The sequence below is a fragment of the Tenacibaculum sp. SDUM215027 genome (assembly GCF_050566205.1).
Lineage (GTDB): Bacteria > Bacteroidota > Bacteroidia > Flavobacteriales > Flavobacteriaceae > Polaribacter.
Genome location: NZ_JBNXUE010000004.1, coordinates 50,358 through 67,625 on the forward strand (window position 1 = coordinate 50,358; position 17,268 = coordinate 67,625).

Annotated in this window: 21 protein-coding genes; 3 read left to right on the forward strand and 18 right to left on the reverse strand. The window is 30.2% G+C overall.

Features of this window, described 5'->3' with window-relative positions:
* Window positions 1–58 precede the first annotated feature (58 nt).
* From ACQYZ7_RS10215 to ACQYZ7_RS10225, 3 genes are read right to left on the reverse strand one after another with little or no spacing between them, the layout of a single operon-like run.
* Window positions 59–238 (reverse strand): hypothetical protein, encoded by a 180-nt coding sequence (locus tag ACQYZ7_RS10215; protein WP_430729648.1) that lies wholly within the window; start codon window positions 236–238, stop codon window positions 59–61.
* Window positions 239–265: 27 nt separating this feature from the next.
* Window positions 266–445 carry a hypothetical protein gene (locus tag ACQYZ7_RS10220; RefSeq protein ID WP_430729649.1) on the reverse strand — a complete coding sequence of 60 codons (180 nt, stop codon included), beginning with the start codon at window positions 443–445 and terminating at the stop codon, window positions 266–268.
* Window positions 446–470: 25 nt separating this feature from the next.
* Entirely contained in the window at window positions 471–641 is a 171-nt protein-coding gene (locus ACQYZ7_RS10225) for a hypothetical protein (RefSeq protein WP_430729650.1), read from the reverse strand.
* A 281-nt stretch (window positions 642–922) separates the two neighbouring features.
* Here ACQYZ7_RS10225 and ACQYZ7_RS10230 point away from each other — a divergent pair, with 281 nt between their 5' ends.
* Window positions 923–1,138 (forward strand): hypothetical protein, encoded by a 216-nt coding sequence (locus ACQYZ7_RS10230; RefSeq protein ID WP_430729651.1) that lies wholly within the window; start codon window positions 923–925, stop codon window positions 1,136–1,138.
* A gap of 19 nt (window positions 1,139–1,157) precedes the next feature.
* Here the strand turns inward: ACQYZ7_RS10230 and ACQYZ7_RS10235 are convergent, their stop codons facing one another.
* Window positions 1,158–2,861, reverse strand: a complete 1,704-nt coding sequence (locus ACQYZ7_RS10235; RefSeq protein WP_430729652.1) for a helix-turn-helix domain-containing protein — start codon at window positions 2,859–2,861, stop codon at window positions 1,158–1,160.
* A 282-nt stretch (window positions 2,862–3,143) separates the two neighbouring features.
* Here ACQYZ7_RS10235 and ACQYZ7_RS10240 point away from each other — a divergent pair, with 282 nt between their 5' ends.
* A complete protein-coding gene (locus tag ACQYZ7_RS10240; protein ID WP_430729653.1) occupies window positions 3,144–3,578 on the forward strand; it encodes a hypothetical protein in 435 nt (144 codons plus the stop codon).
* 78 nt (window positions 3,579–3,656) lie between these two features.
* Here ACQYZ7_RS10240 and ACQYZ7_RS10245 read toward each other — a convergent pair whose 3' ends face one another.
* From ACQYZ7_RS10245 to ACQYZ7_RS10270, 6 genes are all read right to left on the reverse strand, one after another.
* Window positions 3,657–5,885: a M1 family metallopeptidase gene (locus tag ACQYZ7_RS10245; protein ID WP_430729654.1), complete on the reverse strand. Its 2,229-nt coding sequence runs from the start codon at window positions 5,883–5,885 to the stop codon at window positions 3,657–3,659.
* A 71-nt stretch (window positions 5,886–5,956) separates the two neighbouring features.
* A complete protein-coding gene (locus tag ACQYZ7_RS10250; RefSeq protein ID WP_430729655.1) occupies window positions 5,957–6,448 on the reverse strand; it encodes a DUF6702 family protein in 492 nt (163 codons plus the stop codon).
* Between the two features lie 30 nt (window positions 6,449–6,478).
* Window positions 6,479–7,276, reverse strand: coding sequence for a carboxypeptidase-like regulatory domain-containing protein (locus ACQYZ7_RS10255; protein ID WP_430729656.1), 798 nt, complete (start codon window positions 7,274–7,276; stop codon window positions 6,479–6,481).
* A gap of 90 nt (window positions 7,277–7,366) precedes the next feature.
* Window positions 7,367–8,146, reverse strand: coding sequence for a carboxypeptidase-like regulatory domain-containing protein (locus ACQYZ7_RS10260; RefSeq protein ID WP_430729657.1), 780 nt, complete (start codon window positions 8,144–8,146; stop codon window positions 7,367–7,369).
* Between the two features lie 4 nt (window positions 8,147–8,150).
* Window positions 8,151–8,963, reverse strand: a complete 813-nt coding sequence (locus tag ACQYZ7_RS10265; RefSeq protein WP_430729658.1) for a carboxypeptidase-like regulatory domain-containing protein — start codon at window positions 8,961–8,963, stop codon at window positions 8,151–8,153.
* A 4-nt stretch (window positions 8,964–8,967) separates the two neighbouring features.
* Window positions 8,968–9,744 (reverse strand): carboxypeptidase-like regulatory domain-containing protein, encoded by a 777-nt coding sequence (locus tag ACQYZ7_RS10270; protein WP_430729659.1) that lies wholly within the window; start codon window positions 9,742–9,744, stop codon window positions 8,968–8,970.
* A 145-nt stretch (window positions 9,745–9,889) separates the two neighbouring features.
* Between ACQYZ7_RS10270 and pepE the strand changes: the two genes are divergently transcribed.
* Entirely contained in the window at window positions 9,890–10,597 is a 708-nt protein-coding gene (gene pepE / locus ACQYZ7_RS10275; protein ID WP_430729660.1) for a dipeptidase PepE, read from the forward strand.
* 73 nt (window positions 10,598–10,670) lie between these two features.
* On the opposite strand, the gene ACQYZ7_RS10280 is transcribed toward pepE, so the two are convergent.
* The 8 genes from ACQYZ7_RS10280 to ACQYZ7_RS10315 all read right to left on the reverse strand — a co-directional run bounded on the left by ACQYZ7_RS10280 (window position 10,671) and on the right by ACQYZ7_RS10315 (window position 17,258).
* A complete protein-coding gene (locus ACQYZ7_RS10280) occupies window positions 10,671–11,429 on the reverse strand; it encodes a hypothetical protein (RefSeq protein ID WP_430729661.1) in 759 nt (252 codons plus the stop codon).
* 67 nt (window positions 11,430–11,496) lie between these two features.
* On the reverse strand, window positions 11,497–11,970 hold the full coding sequence (locus tag ACQYZ7_RS10285; RefSeq protein WP_430729662.1) for a hypothetical protein: 474 nt from the start codon (window positions 11,968–11,970) through the stop codon (window positions 11,497–11,499).
* 18 nt (window positions 11,971–11,988) lie between these two features.
* Window positions 11,989–12,651, reverse strand: a complete 663-nt coding sequence (locus ACQYZ7_RS10290; protein ID WP_430729663.1) for a hypothetical protein — start codon at window positions 12,649–12,651, stop codon at window positions 11,989–11,991.
* Window positions 12,652–12,872: 221 nt separating this feature from the next.
* On the reverse strand, window positions 12,873–13,757 hold the full coding sequence (gene folD / locus ACQYZ7_RS10295; RefSeq protein ID WP_430729664.1) for a bifunctional methylenetetrahydrofolate dehydrogenase/methenyltetrahydrofolate cyclohydrolase FolD: 885 nt from the start codon (window positions 13,755–13,757) through the stop codon (window positions 12,873–12,875).
* 90 nt (window positions 13,758–13,847) lie between these two features.
* The gene (ffh, locus tag ACQYZ7_RS10300) at window positions 13,848–15,176 is read right to left on the reverse strand and encodes a signal recognition particle protein (RefSeq protein WP_430729665.1); all 1,329 of its coding nucleotides are present in this window, start codon (window positions 15,174–15,176) and stop codon (window positions 13,848–13,850) included.
* Between the two features lie 172 nt (window positions 15,177–15,348).
* Entirely contained in the window at window positions 15,349–15,903 is a 555-nt protein-coding gene (locus ACQYZ7_RS10305) for a DUF1572 family protein (protein ID WP_430729666.1), read from the reverse strand.
* A gap of 18 nt (window positions 15,904–15,921) precedes the next feature.
* Window positions 15,922–16,389, reverse strand: a complete 468-nt coding sequence (gene msrB, locus ACQYZ7_RS10310; RefSeq protein WP_430729667.1) for a peptide-methionine (R)-S-oxide reductase MsrB — start codon at window positions 16,387–16,389, stop codon at window positions 15,922–15,924.
* Complete coding sequence (locus tag ACQYZ7_RS10315; protein WP_430729668.1) at window positions 16,386–17,258, reverse strand: alpha/beta hydrolase; 873 nt, start codon at window positions 17,256–17,258, stop codon at window positions 16,386–16,388. Before ACQYZ7_RS10315 ends, msrB begins: the two co-directional genes overlap by 4 nt.
* Window positions 17,259–17,268 lie beyond the last annotated feature (10 nt).

The window sequence follows — 17,268 nt, forward strand, 5'->3', positions numbered from 1 at the left end:
ATAAAAAAAGCCGCTTATTAAGATATAAGTGGCTTTTTAATTTTAACAAGTTACTTGATTATCTAGTAGCTATTTCGTCACCTGGAAGTGCAAATGGTTGACACCAACAAGACACTAATGGAGCTACACCTAAGCATACATATCTTGTATGTGGAGGACATTGTATAATTCCTCCATTGATTTCTCTTTGCTCTGCTTTATTTAAAGTGTTTCCTAATTTTGAAATTGAGTTTAACATAATTAATTAGTTTTTGTTATTAGTTTTTTAATGATCAAAGTCTTTAAAGTCTTTAGGAAGTTCTACAACAATTTCTGGTTGGCACCAGCATCGTCCAAACTTACAAACTAGTATTTCATTTACTCCACATGGTATTTGGCCTCCTTTGATTTCTTTTTGTTCTGAATTATTCAAAACGTTTCCTAAGTTCGATATTGATTTTAACATGGTTAATTAGTTTTAGTTATTGTCTTTAATGATCAAAGTCTTCAATAGGCTCTTCAATATGTTCTGATTCACACCAGCATCTTATCCAGTCACATTTTAAATAAGATCCTCTAGGGCATACAATTTGCCCTCCATTAACTTCTCTTTGTTCTGATTTATTCAAAACGTTTCCTAAGCTTGAAATTGATTTTAACATGGTTAATTAATTTTAATTTTCCTTACTCTATTATATGCTTTTCAGGTTCCGCATTTAAGAATTATATATTACAAATATTGGGAGTTTGATAGAAGAAAAGAAGTGTATTAAGTTACTATTTAAGAAAAAAGCAGGTACTATTTAAAAAAAATAGCACTATAAAATAGTGTTTAAGTGTTTGTTTGTTAGTTGTTTATTGTTTTGTTTTGAGGAGATGTGTATGTAAGTGAAAAAAGAACTGATAAAAAAATTAACTTTACCTAAACTAAAAATTAAAACTTATGAAATGTTTATCTATTGAGTCGTTAATGAAGTATAAATTAAGATCAGAAGAAAAAATAAAAATATTTGCAGGAGATCCAATAGCAAAACCTTTTGAACTAAATACAGGTGGATACGGAGGACCTGATACAGATGGTGAAGAAGATTGTTTACCTCCACCTCCTGGTGATAATAGTAAAGATAAATGTTATGAATACACGAGCTTTAAAATTTAAGAAATAGAAAAAGTTGTGGCTATAACTCCTTATTAACTTTTTCTATAAATTGATAGGGAGTTATTCCAATATGTTTCTTAAAAATTCGAGTAAATGATTTTGCGTTTTTATAACCAGCTATTTCACCAATAGCTTGTGTGGTATATGATCTTACTTTTTTATCACTACTTAATACTTTAATAATATAATTAATTCGTAACTCATTCGTATAATCATTAAAACTCATTTTTTTATGATCCTTTATGATTTTTGAAAGGTAAGTAGTGTTAGTACCTATTTTTTTTGCTGCATTATACAAGTTAAATTCTTCTTTTAAAAAGTACTCTTTTTCTTCTATTTTCAATAGTCCTTTAATAATTTGTTGATGCTGTTCATCTTTTATTTTTAAATCATTAGAAAGTGAAAAAGGTTTTTCTGAAAGGTTTTCTTTGTTTGAAATTTTACTTAATAATTCATCTAATTTTTTCTTAGTCTTCTTTTTTTCTTTAGAGTTCTTAATTACCAAGAAGCTAATAAAAAGTACAATAACAGTTAAGCCTATTACTATAGTTTTATAATAAAGCTTTTTTTGAGTACTGTCTTCTTTTAATTCTTTGATTTTCTGATCAAAACCAATCTTATAGGCTTCTTTAAATTGTTGCTTTTCTCTTAAAGAAACTTTATTATAATTATTTAAAAAAGTATTTAAATAGTAATTTGCTGAATCAATTTTATTTTGTTTGGAATATATTTTAGAAAGGTAATTGTGCATGTACATGTAATTTTGATCTAACACAGTATCTTTCTTTATGCTCAAAGCAGTCAAAAAATTCAGTTTAGCCTTTTCTAAGTCATTTAACATGTAAGAGTTGTAGCCATTATTGTAATAACCTTTATATAGGTATGATTGTGAATTACTTTTTTTAAATAACCCTAAACTTTCTTCAAGAAAAGAACTAGCCTTAGAGTATTCTTTTTTTAAACTATATATAGTGCCCATACCATAATAAACTTTACCAGTGTAATAACTATTTAGTTTAAACTCTTTTGTTTTTAGTATGGAATTATAGTAATGTAATGAAGAGTCTGCATATTGATGTTTCTTTTTGTTATTTTTATATAAGGTAGCATAAATAGCTGCGACATTAAACATCCTCTTATATTTACTACTATAATATTTGTCTGAAAGAGTCTCTTTATTCACTTCTATAAGCTTAAGTGTTTCTTTTGCTTTGTTAAGGGCCTTACCAAGTTCCTCCATATCTTGATAAATAAGTGCAATGTTTCCTTTTATCTTAATAGTTCGCTCAATATCTTTAGCTAATAGAGCATAATTCTCAGCTGTAATATAATTTTGTAAAGCAGGTTCAATTAGCTTTCTTCTTTTATTAGAATTACCTAATAATATATATGTATCAAAGAGTAGAGAGAAGTTTTTATTAGTTTTAGCTATCTTAGGAAGATATTTATTTATACTATCTTTAAAAGGAATGTTTATAGGCTGTTTTTCTCTTACTTTTAAATATTCTGTAGCAGCATATCCAAAAGTCTTGTAAGCAACATTATTACTTTGTAAAAGTTTGTTCATATAATATAGAGAGCTATCAACACCAATTTCTCTATTGAGGTAGAACTTTTTTTTAAAATAATCTAAATCACTCTCGCTATATTCCTTTTTTGTTTGAGAATAAGATACAATGCAAGTAAAAATCACTAAGAAGAGGAGCGGGATTTGTTTTGACATGATTTTTAGAGGAATTATAAATTAATTTGAACTGCAAAATAAAAAATATTTAAAGAATTTAATCATTAAAGAGTCGGTTGTTTAATTCTTTTTTGATGATTTATAGAGTATTAGTGTTTAGAAAATAAAAATTGAAAATTATTTTCATATTTAATGGTTTTGTAAAAGAAGTATCTTAGAGAATAAAAAAAAGATAAAATACTTTTTATGGGTAAAAAACGTTGTTGTTTTAGTTATATTTAAAAAATTAAAAACAATATCAAATTTAAACCCTTAAATTTCATGAAAAAACTACTTTTACTAACAGGTCTTTTATTTTCTATGGCCTCGTATTCTCAAATTGAATTTATTGAAACTACTAAAACAGAAATAGTAGGAAAGATAGAGTATGTTTACTTAGAGAAAATAGGAAATGAAGCTTATAACTTTTATTATAAGAATATCAATGACCCTATTCATGAGTATGTTCATTTTTCTTTTAAAAACTTAGATAATGATGTAGAAAAGTTACATCAAATAATAGGAAAAGGTTTTGAAGAAAACCCAAGAGATCCATATAAAATTAAAGCAAATGGAGATGTAATCTGGCTAAAGTATACTAAAGTTGATGGAGTTGTTATGTTACAAATTCAGCAGTATGTAAGCAGAGATCCAGATATTATGACGGTTTCTAAATTACTTACTTATGAAGAAGTAAATAAGTTATTTAGTAAGTAATAATTAAGATGATGAGTTATAAAAAAAAGCAGCCTTAAAGGCTGCTTTTTTGGTTAGGTTTAGATAATAAAAACCTTATTAATTTTTTGCTTTATTTTTAAAAGCATCAAACTTATTTGTTGTTTGTTTTGGCCAACTATTGTTTGAAGTATCAATATCAGCAGTTTCTAAATCAGGGTCAATAACTATACTTTTAATTTCTTGAGAAGAAGTAAACACTCTTTGTACTTTATGCTCATTTTTATTCCATATTTGAGCAGGGAAAGTTTCACGTTTTTTAGAACCATCAGCGTACGTTAATTCTACAATAATAGGCATCACTAAACCACCTGGTTTTTCAAACTCAACCTGATACATGTAGCTAGGAATATCTTTTAAATTAGCTTTTTTATCAGAAGATAAGCTATTAATGTATGTTGTTACCTCAGATTTATTAGCATCTTCTTTGTTAGTCGTTAAGTATACTAGCTTACCTAATTGAGCAAAGTAAGAAGGATATTGTTGTTGTAACTTCCTAGTTTTTTCATTTGGCTTGTTAGTTAAATATAAAGGTTTAACCTCTTTAATTCCAATATCAGTATAATCAGTTGTATAGAACCAACCTCTCCAGAACCAATCTAAGTCCATACCAGAAGCATCTTCCATAGTTCTAAAGAAATCAGCAGGAGTAGGGTGTTTAAACATCCATCTTTTAGAGTATGTTCTAAAAGCATAGTCGAATAACTCAGGTCCCATAATTGTTTGACGTAACATGTATAAACCTGCTGCTGGTTTAGTATAAGCATTAGGTCCAAAATTATGTACATAATCACCTTGAGACATAATTGGACTTAACCTATCTTGATCTAAGCTCATGTAACGAACAATATCTTTAGGTAAGTTACCAGTATTGAAGTTTGGATCGTAATCTAATTCAGCTAAAATCTCTACAAAAGAGTTTAACCCTTCATCCATCCAAGTCCACTGACGCTCATCAGAATTTACAATCATAGGGAAAAAGTTATGCCCAACCTCATGGGTAATTACTCCAATCATTCCGTGTTTAACTCTATCAGAATATGTTCCATCAGGATTTGGACGCCCGTAGTTAAAACAAATCATAGGGTACTCCATTCCTTGACGCTTTGCGTGTACTGATACAGCTTTAGAGTATGGATAATCAAAAGTCATTTTAGAGTACTCCTCTAAAGTATTAGCAACAACACGAGTTGAATGCTCTTCCCATAATGGATTTCCTTCTTTTGGGTATAAAGACAGTGCCATTACAGTTTTACCGTTAATGTTTACTGCCATAGCATCCCAAATATATTTTCTTGATGAAGCAAAAGCAAAATCACGTACTTTGTTAGCTTTAAAATGCCAAGTTTTAGTTTTAGTAGTACCTTGTTTTTCGTTTTCTTCAGCTTCTTTTTGCGATACAATAAATACTGGGTTTTTAAAAGATTTTTTTGCCTTTTCAAAACGCTTACGTTGCTCTCTACTTAGCACATCTTTTTCATTCTGTAATTCACCAGTTGCATCTAAAATATGATCAGCAGGAACAGTGATTTTTACATCATAATCACCAAATTCCAAAGCCCACTCACTACGACCCCAGAATTGCATATTTTGCCATCCTTCAACATTGTTGTAAACACATAATCTTGGGAAAAACTGAGCAATGGTATAGTTTTTATTGCCATCAGGAAAAGATTCAAAGCCAGAACGACCACCGTCTTCAACAGAATTGTTAATTAAGTAGTTCCATTTAATCTTGAATTTAAAAACTTCACCAGGAGCTAATGGCTTAGGTAAGTTAATACGCATCATTGTGCGATTGATAGTATAAGGTAAATCTCTACCGTCAGCATATTTTACAGCTTCAATATTAAATCCGAATGCTTTAGGTTTATCCATATTCTCACTCACAAACTTATCTGGAGTTTGAAAACCACTTGCTTCTTTAGATACTGCTAATGGAGATTTAGAATCTGGAGCTCGCATATTTTGATCTAACTGTAACCATAAATACTCTAAATGGTCTTTAGAGTTGTTGTGGTAAGTAATATCTTCGTCTCCATACAACCTATCTGTAGCTTCATCTAAACGTAAGTTCATTACATAGTCAACTTTTTGTTGCGTATATGCATGACCTGGCGCTCCTGATGCAGTACGTTGATCGTTAGGAGTTGCTAATACATCTTTTAATTGTCGAAATTTGTTTTGGTCGGTATGACCTTGTTGGCGTTCTTTTTTAGGAGCTTCTTGGGCAAATAAAGAAGCTGATACAAAGAGCGCTGAAAATAATAGCGTAGAATATTTTCTCATTATATGCTTATTAGTTTTTGAATAAATAAGCGGAAAGTTAATGAAATCTTATTACTAAAAAAGGAGCTTTATTAAAAATTTAACAAACCTTTATCATTATTGCCTGATAAAAACAAACTTTTACGTTCTTTTTTAACAGTTGCTTTAATAAGGTTTTGTTGATCAGGGAAGTGACCTACTAAAATATCGTTCTCTATTTTTATTAATTTAGGTAGTGAAACATTTTCTATTTCTAAATAAAAATAAACAATATTTCCATCGTATTCTTTACCTATGAATTTATAGACTTTCTCTTCATTATTAATAATAATTTTAAAATGAGCCTTTAGGTATTTATAAAAGTATTCGTCAATAGACGGTAATTCATTTTTAGTAGCAATTTGTAGATTAGTGTTGTAGTCTTTATTTATAGCAAGTTCAATGTCATCCATAAAAACATTCATAATCATTTGTACGCTTTGAGTATCTTCTCTGTATTCAATTTCAGTTAATGCAACATAGTATTTATGTAGGGTAAATGATAGTAAGGGAAGTACTAATAAAAGGACAAAGAGTTTTTTCATGGTTGATCAAAAATCAATTATTGAGCCAAATTAGTGTTTTCCAATAATCTTAAGGTATTCTGTATGCTCTTTTCTGAATATTTTAATAACTTTTAACACTTCACGGTTTTGGTAGAGTTTTTCTATGCCTAACGGATTGCAATACTCTAAAAAGTGATAGTACTTATCAACAGGAATTTCAAGCTCAACAAAAAAGAAGTCTTCACCTAATTCATTAAGTAGTTTTGCAGGCATACTTTCTTTAAAAGCTAATTCTTTACGAAGTTTCCATAGTTTTTCTGAGTTTTTCACAGGGAATGTATTGGTAGTACCCATTCCTTCAAAAGCTTTAGTAGGATCAACTCTAACTACATTAGGCTTTACATGTTTGCTTATATAATCGTCTGAGTGATAATTAGTGTAGTTAACATTAGAAAAGTTGGTAGCTTTACTTGCTATTTCTAAGTTTTTATCTTGCTTTACCTTTCTAAGATCTTTGGCAAGTTCCCCTGAGAGTTCATTGTTTTTAAGTAAAACCTCTTCTAACTCATAATCTTGTTTTTCAAGAGTAGTTCTTTTTCTATAAGTATCAAAGTCTTCTTTGGTTAACTTCTCATAAATGGTTTTATAACCTATACTACTATATCTAATAGAATCAGTGGGTTTAGCAAAAAGTCTGTATTCACCATTTTCGTTAGAGAATGTAGCTTGATTTGTTGAGAAGTTAACAATATGAACATTTTCTAACACACCATTTTCATCATAAACAATTCCAAAAAGTGTTTTTCGTTCTTCTTGTGAGAATACTAGTTGAGATAAAAACAATAAGACAATTAGAGCTTTCTTCATGATATTTATGGGTTAGTTAGCGTATACACCTAAAGGTACAAAATATTTTAAGAAAGTGCAGTGAAAATTACCCTGTAAAAAAGTAGGACTTTAGTTATAAGTTTTAGGATTTAGCTTTTTAAAAACCTCAGCTTTCTTTTGTAAAAAATCTATCATTGTAACCTCATTATGTAGGTAAAAAGGAGTGAAGTCATCTGCTGATTCAGCAAAATAAATAAACCTGTCAATATCTTCTTTTAGTATTTTGAGTTCATGTTCAATAAGTATGTGGTAGTTACTACGTATTTTTTCTATTCTTTTTTCTCTATCTTCAATAGCTTTAAACTTTTTTAGTTTTTTTAATCTACCAGACATCCAATTTAACAATAGGTCTACAGGTATTATTCCTCCATAACTTGTTGTAGCTGTATGTAGCCTTCTCTCAGCAGGAGTAAGTATTCTAGAGCCAGCAAAAGGTAGGTTTAGTGTTTCTGCATTAATTTCTTTTTCAGACTTTATATGTTTTGTGTCAGAAGAAATATATCCAAGCAAATTATGTTTCTTTACTTCTACCTCGTCCAGTTCAATAGGTACTTTTTTTAGTTGGATGTAACTTTCTTGTATTCCGAAGTTATTTATGTTTACCACAACGTTTTTGGTTTCATAACCAACAAACGAAATTTGTAAAGTATCATTTACTTTGGCTAAAATCCTAAACTCACCATTATTGTTAGTAAAAGTTCCTTGTTTGGTGTTTAGGTTAATAACATGTGCGTTAGAAACGGCACTTACTTCATCTTGTATGGTAGCGTAAAAGAATTTTCTACTTTCTTGTGCTGTAGCTTTTATTATAAAAAATAGACAGATAATTGAAGGGAGTATATTTTTCATGTGTTTAGTTACTAATTACTTTTAAGTAGCTCTTACTTTCTTGTTGTAAGATAGCAATCAGTTTTAAAAGTTGTTTTTGTTTATATAATTTTTCTATACCTAGTGGATTGCAATATTCTAAAAAATGAAGATACTTGTCTTTAGGTATGTTAAGCTCTTTAAAAAAGAAAGACTCTCCAAATGCTGAGAGGAGCATTTTAGGAAAATTCTCTTTAAACTGTATTGTTTTTCGAATTCTTTTTAGTTGTTGTGAGTATTTATCAAGACCAGAACTAAAGCCTGTACCAACACCAGCAAAACTAGCAGTAGGGTCTGTTATTTTTAACATATTAGGAGCTTTCATTCTATCAATTTCATCAATATCTAAAATTACTTTTTCATTAAAATCAATCATAGAAAAATCAATAGCCTTTTTAGCTTTTTCCATACCAACATCTTTAGGTGTTTGTTTAGTATCTATGGCAAGTGAACCTATTAAGTTGTGTTTTTTTACTTCCACTTCATCCAATTCAAAAGGAACTTTAATTAGGGTAATTTTATTTTCTTGTATTCCAAAATGAATGTGTGTAAGCTTAATTTTTTTTGTTTTGTATCCTACAAAAGATATTTGTAAAGTATCGTTAGGTTTCGCTAAAATTCTAAACTCACCAAAATCGGTACTAAACGTACCTTGTTGTGTGTTTAGGTTAATAATATGAGCGTTGGGTATAGCACCAAGCTCATCATTTAAAGTTCCGTATACGAATTTTCGTTTTTGTTGAGCCGTAGCTCCTAAGGTAATTAGTAGTAAAAGTGTGATGGGTAGTTGTTTAATCATGCAATTATTTTTTGGTAACTCTTATATTTTCATTTTCTAGCAGGTAAGGGGAGGATTTACTATTTTCAATTAAAACCGCAGTAAGTTCTAAAACTTTATCTTTATTATATAGGTTTACAATTCCTTTAGAAATACAGGCTTGTAAAAATTGATTGATGTTTTCTTTCTTTATTTTTAGTTGACGTATAAAAAAGCCATCTGTAAAGTGTTTTCTAATTTTTTCAATATTTCTATCTTCAACAGTAATCTTTTTTAATTGTTTTTTTCGTTTGTTTGTTCCGTTAAGCGCATTTATAAGCCCCGTTACACTTATAGCTAAGCCCGATTCTACCTTTACTGTTTTTTCATCTTTTGGTTGTATAACATTGGCATAAGGTAATTTTAAGGTTTTAGCATTTACAATAGGAGCATTGGTGAGTATATCTGTATCAATTTCTAAAATACTTCTTTGCTTTTCTAGCACAACCTCATCTAACATGTGTGTTTTACTATCAACAAAAATTACAATGTTTTTAGCTTTTATATGCTCTTTGGTAAGGGTAACCTCTTTAAACTCTAGGTTTAAGTGAGAAACTAATAAGGTGTTGTTTTCAGAAGCTAAAATTTCAAAGCGTCCGTTTTCATTAGAAACAGCACCAAGCGTTAGTTTTTTATTAATAATATGTACATCTTGCGTAGCAATACTATCTATAAACACAGTACCTATAATAATTTTAGGTGTGTTTTGAGCAATTATAGCACAGGTAGTTAAGATAAAAAGAACAAGTAACAATTTTCTCATATCACAAATAAACTACCTACTTGTCTTAAAAATGTTTTAAGAACATGGTAAATTTTTGTTAATTTGAAGTATCTAAAGCATAATGAAAGATTGATTTTGAGGAGTTAAAACTCATACTAATTAAACTTAAATAGATAGTAAACAAATGAAAAAACTACTTATAGCTAGTACATCTACCGTTCATGGAAGTGGATACTTAGCATATATTTTACCAACGTTAACTAACTTTTTTAAAGAAGCTTCTACCATATTATTTATACCGTATGCACGAGCAAGCGGAAAAACCTATGATGAATATACTAATATAGCTCGTAAGGCCTTTGCTACTATTGATAAAAAAGTTGTAGGTATCCATGAATTTGATAATCCGAAAGAAGCTGTTCAGCAAGCAGAAGCTATTTTTACAGGGGGAGGTAATACGTTTGAGTTGGTAAATCAACTATATAAAAACGATATACTTTCTGATTTAACTACAGCGGTTGAAAACGGAACTCCGTATTTAGGTACCAGTGCAGGAAGTAATATTTGTGGAGTAACGATGATGAATACGAACGATATGCCTATTGTGTATCCACCAAGTTTTAAAACCTTAGGGTTTATTCCGTTTAATATCAATGCGCATTATTTAGATCCTAATCCAGACTCTACTCACATGGGCGAAACACGAGAAACACGTATTAAAGAGTATCATATATTTAATGAAACTCCTGTGTTAGGACTACGTGAAGGTAGTTGGTTAGAGGTTAACGGAGCAACTATTACGTTAAGAGGAGGTTATACCGCACGTTTCTTTCAACAAAACAAAGAAGCAGTAGAACTGGAGAGTGATAAAGAGATACGTCAGTATTTTTAGAAAAGAAGAAGTAAATCTGTTTTAAAAAGTAATAATAAAGGTGATTACAAGTTAATCCTTGCATAATCGAATCCTATGTGATTACAGTTATTATGTTGTTAGCATACGTTTTATCTTCAATTTTTATTTCACTATCAATCAAAGGTTTCAAAAAACCTTCTTTTTTTCTTCTTTGATAATCTTTCTCTCTAAATTTATCAAATTCTTTATCTTGTGGTAAAGCTCTGTTTTTATCCATATACCATATTATGAAATACCATAGATAATGAAAAGATTCAGGAGAGGTGGTGTTGTACTTTGTGGTTTTTTTATAAAGGTACTTATTTTCATCATATTTGTTTTTTAGATAAAATTTTGTTGTAGATGAAGATATATCGTCTTCTATACCATCTGATTTAGAGTGCGTGAAATAACCTTCCATTAACCTCAACTTAATTATTTTCTTTTTTTTAGAAAACCTTTTTGGTAGAATAATTACACTATTGAGTCTGTCAAATACTATTTCTTTTTTAGGAGGATACAAAGCAAAGCCTAAAAGAACTATATTGATTATAGTATACAATACCAACAAATAGTATAAAAAGACATCGAGTTTGTTAAAAGCTTCTTCAACTTTATTAAATAAACTAAAGAATATTATAAGAACTATAAAACATATTAATGTTTTAAGGTTAAATTCAAAAAAAGTATTGAGATACCATTTTTTTCGTCTTATTATAATCTTTTCGTCAGAGAATTCTATAATTTCATCCTTTATATTAGGTTTAATTTCTTCTATGAAATTTACGTGCGTAAGACGAATTATTTTTCCATATTGATAAAAATGAAACATTGTAGACCTGTGTTAATGTTTATTAAGGGGTGTGTATGGCTCGTTGCGGCTGAAAATCATAGCTGCTTTAAATGGTGTTATTTGTTGTTTTCTGATTAGGAGAAGCTACCTTTATAAGTTTTATACAATATTGGCAGTAGTTTTTACCAATTATCATTTGCGAAAAATGTACAATTGTAGATGTAGAAAGTATAAGTAAAATAGTTTCTTTAAAACTGCTTGGTATAGAATAGTACTCGTTAGGTAGTTGATAATAATAAAATAATTGTCTAGAAATAACTACTATTAAACTGATTATAAAAATAACAAGACCATGGTATTTGTAATTCTTAATTACATAAATTAAAAAAGGAAACAAAAAAGCTGAAAACATATATATTCTTCTTAAGAACAAAAAGTTAGCTCCTCCATTTTTTTGAGTAACAAACATACCAGAAACTAAATATTCTTCAGTAATTAAACCAGAAACAACAACTGCAAAGAGTATTAGCAGAAAGTTTATAATTGAACTTAATATGTAAAATTTTCTTTTATCACTCATTATAAATATAAGTTTAAGCTAACTCCATAGTTTTTTTAGTTTGTGCCAAAAACTTGAGTTATTTATAATTTTTTCTGGCTTTAAAGGGGCAGAAATATTCTTTTCTGGATGAAGGTAAAAGTTTAAAAACTCTTCTTTTTCAACAAAATACTGTCCAAATCCCCATGTTTGGTCAGTAGAAGATATAAGGGCAGAGGTTAATTCAGCAATAGAAGCACTAATAATAGCACCACAAATATTTATAACTTTGTCCTTTTCATCTGAACGATGTAAAAACCATGACTTGTTTGTTTTTTTTGCTTTTTCAAGTTTATCTTCTAAATTAAGAATAGTCTTGGTTTCATTCTTATACGTATTTAATTTCCACCAAGGGTTATCAGGGGAAGTTTCAGGGTCAAATATTACATCATAATCAGTTTTAATAACACCAGAAACTCCTTTAATAGAAAAGATGAGTAATTGATTTTTTTTCCATTTAAACATATCTGTTAAATCAACTTCATGATAGGATTCTTTATTTTCAGCTTCATCATAGTTTAGAATATGTATTTGAAGTTTAATTTTTTCTTTTAGTTGAATTATATTTAGAGAGGAGTTAATGTATTTTTCAGACAGGTTTATTATCTCTCCAAAAGTGACTTCGGTATTTTTAGTTGGTATTATTCCTATAGTAGAACTCATAGTATTTTTTAAATGCTTGGTTTATATAAACACTTATAGTGTTTTCATATACCCTAAAAAGGAAGTATAAACGTAATTATTGCAATTTTTAATTAGAGCTAGCTAATATAACAAAAAAGGGTAATTAAATAGTGGAGTAAGAGAAATATATCAACTGTTTTCTTACAAAAAAGACTGCTTTTTTAAGCAGTCTTTTTTGTTTATATAATAAATATAGTGTATTAACACTCTTCTTGTCTACGTTCGCAAGCTAATAAAGTGTTTTTTAAAAGCATAGCAATCGTCATAGGGCCTACACCACCAGGTACAGGTGTAATGTGCGATGCTTTTTCTGCTACTTCGTTAAAAGCAACATCACCAACTAATCTAAATCCTCTTTTCTTAGAAGGGTCGGCAACTCGTGTAATTCCTACATCAATAATTACTACATCGTCTTTTACCATATCACCTTTTAAAAACTCAGGAATACCAATAGCAGCCACAATAATATCAGCTCTTTTGGTAACTTCTTTTAAGTTTTTGGTTCTACTATGTGTTAGGGTAACGGTTGCGTTTCCTACTTTTCTTTTTTGTGATAGTAAAATACTCATTGGGCTTCCTACTATATGGCTACGACCAATAACTACTACATCTTTACCAGAGGTTTCAATATTATAACGATCTAACAATTCTAAAATTCCAAAAGGAGTAGCAGAGATATAGGTAGGTAAGTTTAACGCTAATTTACCAACATTCATTGGATGGAAACCATCTACATCTTTATCAGGATTAATAGCCATTAATACCTTTTGTTCATCAATATGGTCGGGTAGGGGTAATTGTACTATAAAACCATCAATATCATTATCAATATTTAAAATAGCAATTTCATTTAATAATTCTTCTTCAGTAGTTTCTTTAGGAAGACGAATTAAAGTAGATTCAAATCCTACACGTTCGCATGCTTTTACTTTTGCGTTTACATAAGTTAAACTAGCTCCGTCGCTACCAACGATTACGGCTGCTAAATGCGGTGTTTTTTTATCGTTTGCTTTTAATACTACTACTTCTAAAGCAATTTCTTCTTTAATGTCTGCTGATGTCTTTTTACCGTCTAGTAAAATCATTTTTGTGTGTTGTTGTGTGTTATTCAGTGTGTTGTTGTTAATCAAAAAAGAAAAAAGAGAAGTCGACAAAACTTCTCTTTTTATTTCATATTATTTCATGCCTTTCATCATTTGCATCATTTTTCTTCCGCCTCCGCCTTGCATCATTTTCATCATCTTACTCATCTGATTAAATTGTTTCATCAATTGGTTAACTTCTTGTACCGAAGTTCCGGAACCTTTTGCAATTCGTTTTTTACGACTCGCATTAATCGTGGAAGGACTAGTCCTTTCTGTTGGAGTCATAGAGTGTATAATAGCTTCAATACCTTTAAAAGCGTCATCATCAATGTCAACATCTTTCATTGCTTTTCCAGCACCAGGAATCATTCCTACTAAATCTTTCATGCTACCCATCTTTTTGATTTGTTGAATTTGACTTAAAAAGTCATCAAAACCAAACTGATCTTTAGCAATCTTCTTTTGTAATTTTCTAGCTTCTTCTTCGTCGTATTGTTCTTGGGCACGCTCAACTAACGAAACAACGTCTCCCATTCCTAAAATACGATCTGCCATACGACTTGGGTGGAATACATCAATCGCATCCATTTTTTCACCCGTACCTATAAATTTAATCGGTTTATTTACTACCGATTTAATAGATATAGCAGCACCACCTCGTGTATCACCATCTAACTTAGTTAGTATAACTCCGTCAAAATTCAACACATCGTTAAAGGCTTTTGCTGTATTTACAGCGTCTTGCCCTGTCATAGAATCCACTACAAATAATGTTTCTTGTGGATTTACTTCTTTATGGATGTTAGAAATCTCCGTCATCATTTCTTCATCAACAGCTAAACGACCCGCGGTATCGATAATCACCACGTTTTTACCGTTTGCTTTTGCATGCTTAATAGCATTTTGAGAAATTTCTACAGGATTCTGATTTCCTTCTTCAGCATATACTTCAACACCAATTTGTTCTCCAACAACGCGTAACTGATTGATTGCAGCAGGACGATATACATCACATCCTACTAACAAAACTTGTTTGCTTTTTTTAGTTTTAAGGTAGTTAGCTAATTTACCAGAGAAGGTTGTTTTACCCGAACCTTGTAAACCAGACATTAAAATAACAGTAGGTGAACCTCCTAAGTTAACACCAACGGTATCACCTCCCATTAATTCGGTTAACTCATCCTTAACCAATTTTACCATTAATTGCCCAGGATTTAACGTTGTTAATACGTCTTGACCTAAGGCTTTTTCTTTAACGGTTTTGGTAAAATTCTTTGCTATTTTAAAGTTAACATCGGCATCTAATAAAGCTCTACGAACTTCTTTTAGAGTTTCCGCAACGTTAACTTCGGTAATTTTTCCGTGTCCTTTCAGCGTGTGTAACGCTTTATCTAACTTTTCGCTTAAATTATTAAACATGTATCGGCTTCATTTTTTAGAGGCACAAATTTAGCTATTAGTTGTTAGTTTTTAGCAATTTGTTAGCAGATTTTTTCGCTTAAATAGTATAAAAGTGTGTAATTTTTTATAAGAAGTAAGGATAACAGCCTTTTTTTGTAGTTTTCTTATCGGTATTGATAGGGGAGGAAGCCTACAAATCTTCAGTAAAATGTTTGCGGCTTTTTTCTTCACTAAACTTTTCTTTGTTATAGTTTTTTGAAGCGTTTTTAGGGATGGATAAGGATTTCCAGTTTTCGTTCTGTAACATTTTACCTAAAAATACAATTTGGCCAATATGGTAAGGGTAATGACAAATTTGACGATTAATTGCTTCGGTTACTGTATGTCCTTGGTTTCTTATGTAGATAATTTTCTCTAAGTCGGCTTCTTTTAAAGAGTTGATAGTGTTTAAGAAACAGTTCCAACCTTTTTCCCAGTAAGCAATCATTTCTTCTTTGGTTTTAAAGGTGTTTACAAATTCATCGTCTCTATTTCTCCATAATTTTTCTCCATCTTCAGTAAAAAATTTTGTCCAACGTGATAACATATTACCAGCAATATGCTTAGCTATTACAGCAATAGAATTACTTTTTTGGTTGTATTGAAAAAAAAGCTCTTCTTGTGTAAGTTGATCAAAGGTTTTATCGCCTAAACTTTTGTAGTAGGCTATTTGTTTTTTTATACTATCTAAGTAAGAGGTTTGCATGGTGTATTTTTTTTTAAATTATTTTTTTGGAATAAACTCCAAAGCAACTCCATTAATACAGTGACGTTTACCTGTAGTTTCTTTAGGGCCATCGTTAAAAGAATGTCCTAGATGTCCGCCACAAATATTGCATTTTAACTCTGTTCGAGCATATCCTAGTTTATAATCTGTATCTAGTTCAACATTTCCTTTAATAGCTCTATCAAAAGATGGCCAACCACTACCTGAATCGTATTTGTGTTCCGATTTATATAGTGGAGTTTTACAGGCAGCACAAGCATAAACTCCTTTTTTCTTATTATAATTCAATGGACTTGAGTTAGGGCGTTCAGTACCTGCTTTTCTAAGTACAAAATATTGTTTTGGGGTTAATAACTGCTTCCACTCACTGTTAGTTTTGTTTACTGTATATTTTTTCTTGTTTTGAGCATTTGCAGTAGTACTAAATGTTACTATTAAAAGGAATAAAATAATTAATTTTCTCATGGTTCTTGAATTATAAAATCAACAATTTTGGAAGCTACTTTTGGATTACGAAGAATTCTGGTGTGTCCTAACCCTTCCGTAATTAAAAGTTTTCCATTCTGTAAGTTTTGACGTATAGCTATTGCACAACTTACATCAACATCGCCATCAAATGAATCATGAACTACCAGAGTAGGTATTTTTACACTTTTAGCCTTAACACTTGAAGAGTGTGTATCAATATCTCGTTGCCATTTTTTATCAAACAAATGCTTCATTTTACGAGCTATGATAGGTTTTACTTGTAAATTCTTAGTGAAGTTTAAAATAACATCTGATATTTTATCCGCAGCACCAACTGTTACCAGTTTGTTTACAGTGAAATCTTCAGAAAGAGCATTATATAAACATACTCCACCAAAAGAATGTCCTATAGCAGCGTCAAAAGGTCCGAATTGTTTGTTGAGTTCAGTAATGGTTTCTAAAAACTCAGGCATCTCAGTAGTTTTTCCTGTAGACTTTCCATGAGCGGGGCCATCAAACGAAATAACCATATAACCTTTTTCTAATAATTTATCAGCAATCATGTATAATTGAGTACTTCTTCCTGCCCAACCATGTACCCATAATACTTTCTTAGTAGAATATCCGTATGTTAGTACTTGAACATCTCTTGAAATGGATGGTATATTTATTGTTTTCTTTTGAGCACTCTCTAACATTACCTTTTCTCTTTTAGGAATAGGAAAATTAACAGGAGTTGTAAAAAGCCTAGCGCTAAATTTTGCAGCTTTACTTGTAGATATAAACTGTAAAGTTTTAACAGAAAGAATAACAGGTTTGGAAATTTTAATACTTGGTACAGCTGTTTTTGAATGCGTAAAATTCATGAATTAGTTT

Excerpts from the sequence above, each read along its gene's own strand:
- ACQYZ7_RS10215 (WP_430729648.1), bottom strand. The coding sequence starts at position 238 with ATGTTAAACTCAATTTCAAAATTAGGAAACACTTTAAATAAAGCAGAG.
- ACQYZ7_RS10220 (WP_430729649.1), bottom strand. The coding sequence starts at position 445 with ATGTTAAAATCAATATCGAACTTAGGAAACGTTTTGAATAATTCAGAA.
- ACQYZ7_RS10225 (WP_430729650.1), bottom strand. The coding sequence starts at position 641 with ATGTTAAAATCAATTTCAAGCTTAGGAAACGTTTTGAATAAATCAGAA.
- ACQYZ7_RS10230 (WP_430729651.1), top strand. The coding sequence starts at position 923 with ATGAAATGTTTATCTATTGAGTCGTTAATGAAGTATAAATTAAGATCA.
- ACQYZ7_RS10235 (WP_430729652.1), bottom strand. The coding sequence starts at position 2,861 with ATGTCAAAACAAATCCCGCTCCTCTTCTTAGTGATTTTTACTTGCATT.
- ACQYZ7_RS10240 (WP_430729653.1), top strand. The coding sequence starts at position 3,144 with ATGAAAAAACTACTTTTACTAACAGGTCTTTTATTTTCTATGGCCTCG.
- ACQYZ7_RS10245 (WP_430729654.1), bottom strand. The coding sequence starts at position 5,885 with ATGAGAAAATATTCTACGCTATTATTTTCAGCGCTCTTTGTATCAGCT.
- ACQYZ7_RS10250 (WP_430729655.1), bottom strand. The coding sequence starts at position 6,448 with ATGAAAAAACTCTTTGTCCTTTTATTAGTACTTCCCTTACTATCATTT.
- ACQYZ7_RS10255 (WP_430729656.1), bottom strand. The coding sequence starts at position 7,276 with ATGAAGAAAGCTCTAATTGTCTTATTGTTTTTATCTCAACTAGTATTC.
- ACQYZ7_RS10260 (WP_430729657.1), bottom strand. The coding sequence starts at position 8,146 with ATGAAAAATATACTCCCTTCAATTATCTGTCTATTTTTTATAATAAAA.
- ACQYZ7_RS10265 (WP_430729658.1), bottom strand. The coding sequence starts at position 8,963 with ATGATTAAACAACTACCCATCACACTTTTACTACTAATTACCTTAGGA.
- ACQYZ7_RS10270 (WP_430729659.1), bottom strand. The coding sequence starts at position 9,744 with ATGAGAAAATTGTTACTTGTTCTTTTTATCTTAACTACCTGTGCTATA.
- pepE (WP_430729660.1), top strand. The coding sequence starts at position 9,890 with ATGAAAAAACTACTTATAGCTAGTACATCTACCGTTCATGGAAGTGGA.
- ACQYZ7_RS10280 (WP_430729661.1), bottom strand. The coding sequence starts at position 11,429 with ATGTTTCATTTTTATCAATATGGAAAAATAATTCGTCTTACGCACGTA.
- ACQYZ7_RS10285 (WP_430729662.1), bottom strand. The coding sequence starts at position 11,970 with ATGAGTGATAAAAGAAAATTTTACATATTAAGTTCAATTATAAACTTT.
- ACQYZ7_RS10290 (WP_430729663.1), bottom strand. The coding sequence starts at position 12,651 with ATGAGTTCTACTATAGGAATAATACCAACTAAAAATACCGAAGTCACT.
- folD (WP_430729664.1), bottom strand. The coding sequence starts at position 13,757 with ATGATTTTACTAGACGGTAAAAAGACATCAGCAGACATTAAAGAAGAA.
- ffh (WP_430729665.1), bottom strand. The coding sequence starts at position 15,176 with ATGTTTAATAATTTAAGCGAAAAGTTAGATAAAGCGTTACACACGCTG.
- ACQYZ7_RS10305 (WP_430729666.1), bottom strand. The coding sequence starts at position 15,903 with ATGCAAACCTCTTACTTAGATAGTATAAAAAAACAAATAGCCTACTAC.
- msrB (WP_430729667.1), bottom strand. The coding sequence starts at position 16,389 with ATGAGAAAATTAATTATTTTATTCCTTTTAATAGTAACATTTAGTACT.
- ACQYZ7_RS10315 (WP_430729668.1), bottom strand. The coding sequence starts at position 17,258 with ATGAATTTTACGCATTCAAAAACAGCTGTACCAAGTATTAAAATTTCC.